Origin of the sequence: Vibrio sp. 1557, from assembly GCF_033340175.1 — a bacterium.
Classification (GTDB): domain Bacteria; phylum Pseudomonadota; class Gammaproteobacteria; order Enterobacterales; family Vibrionaceae; genus Vibrio; species Vibrio alginolyticus.
Genome location: NZ_JAWOVZ010000103.1, coordinates 1 through 1,550 on the forward strand (window position 1 = coordinate 1; position 1,550 = coordinate 1,550).

The 1,550-nt window shown below is 44.2% G+C and carries 2 protein-coding genes; both read left to right on the forward strand.

Annotated features, from left to right (window positions below):
• The coding region (gene repA, locus R7070_RS24970; protein ID WP_318141365.1) for a plasmid replication initiator RepA at nt 1–628 on the forward strand (628 nt) is incomplete at its 5' end.
• 560 nt (nt 629–1,188) lie between these two features.
• Nucleotides 1,189–1,550 (forward strand): ParA family protein (locus R7070_RS24975; protein WP_318141366.1); only part of this gene is annotated, 362 nt, incomplete at its 3' end.

Genomic DNA, 1,550 nt, shown 5'->3' on the forward strand with positions numbered 1-1,550 from the left:
GATTGAAATCTCATTGCGTAACGCTTCCGACCCTGCTGGCCTTACAACAGTTTCTGAGGCCGAAATCAAAAGAGCTGAGGAAGATAAGCTCCATACCCCAATAGTATCGATTTCACGCGCTAGCCGTGCGTTAAAGGATATGGTTGAAATGGGGGTGATCAGAGCGGATAAAGAGTGGCAGGTTTGGGATAAAGAAGCTGGATGTTGGATTGATAAATACTTTGAAGCCACTCCTTTGTTCTTCCAAATGGTAGGGGTCACGCCAGAACGCCTTGAAAAAGAGCGCAACAAGCGTCTTGGTTACTTGAAGCATCAAGCTATTGAGAGCGGCATGACTCCTGAGCAGGTTGGGCGCATGTCCATCACTCAACTGAAAGCACAAAATCAACTCCAGTGGCGTAAGAGAGCTTTTGAGCGTAGAGCCAAGGAGCAGGCACGCAAGAAGATGCAACGCCAACTTGAAGGTAAAACTCGAGAGCAACAACGTAACATCGCTCAAGCATCATTACTTAATACACTGTCTCATGATGAACTTAGAAACATGAGCCTTGAGCAATACAAAGACCTGGTAAACCAAAACATTGCAATGCAAAGGAAATTTGCCAACGTCTCCCCTCCGCCCCATTAAGCGCTAATAGCCTGTTTTCCCTTACCGCACTATACGTTCGGCTTTTGTCGTGCCTGTCGCTCAAAACAGGCCTATTTCTGCTTAGATATCACTCCTCGATCTCGTGATTTCCCTGCTTTTCTTCATTCTGGTTCCCACCTTTTGTTGTTATCCACAAAAAGGTGCAAGGCTAAATCAAACTAATCTGCTAGAGGGTCAATTTAAAGTGCAAAATTATTCTTCTTATTAATACATACAAAGATCTCTTATTACGTCCCAGCAAGCTGGGGATAAAATGCCTGGCCATTTCCTAGCTAAAGCTAGGGGCCAGCATTGGCACTCGCTGATTCTTTCTTTTGTCATACGACAGGAACCCTCAACGCACTCTATAAGACCGTAACCCTGCGGGGCTTGTCGCTTCGCGACGGCTTAGCAGTGGCATGAAGGCAGAATTTAGGCCTGAGTGAATAAAAGCGCTCAATGTCACGCTAAGAGTATGTTTAACAAAGATGTAATTGACGTGCATTGGATTAGATACATACAATTAGTAAATACAAATTGTATGTACTAATGGTGAACTAATGCACATTATCTTTTTTAACACTAAAGGCGGTGTTTCTAAATCAACGCTTTGTGAGTTCAGCTCAACGGAGTTGCAGCGATTAGGATACAGCGTCCATGTTGATAACACTGACCAACAAGAACACGTTACGTTGTTGGAGAATGAGCAAGCTGACTTTTTCCTTTATGACACGGCTGGCGCATTTACTGCGGCCAATGTCGAGCTGTTAAAGGCGGCGGCTGATGTTAACTCTCTCATTGTTATTCCGATGAACACAGGTGTTAACGACCTTAAAGAGTTGGACTTTATTTTGGATCGATTGGATGAGTTTGGTGTGAAGGATAAATCAAGGATTGTATTCACCAAAACGCGCCAGAACAG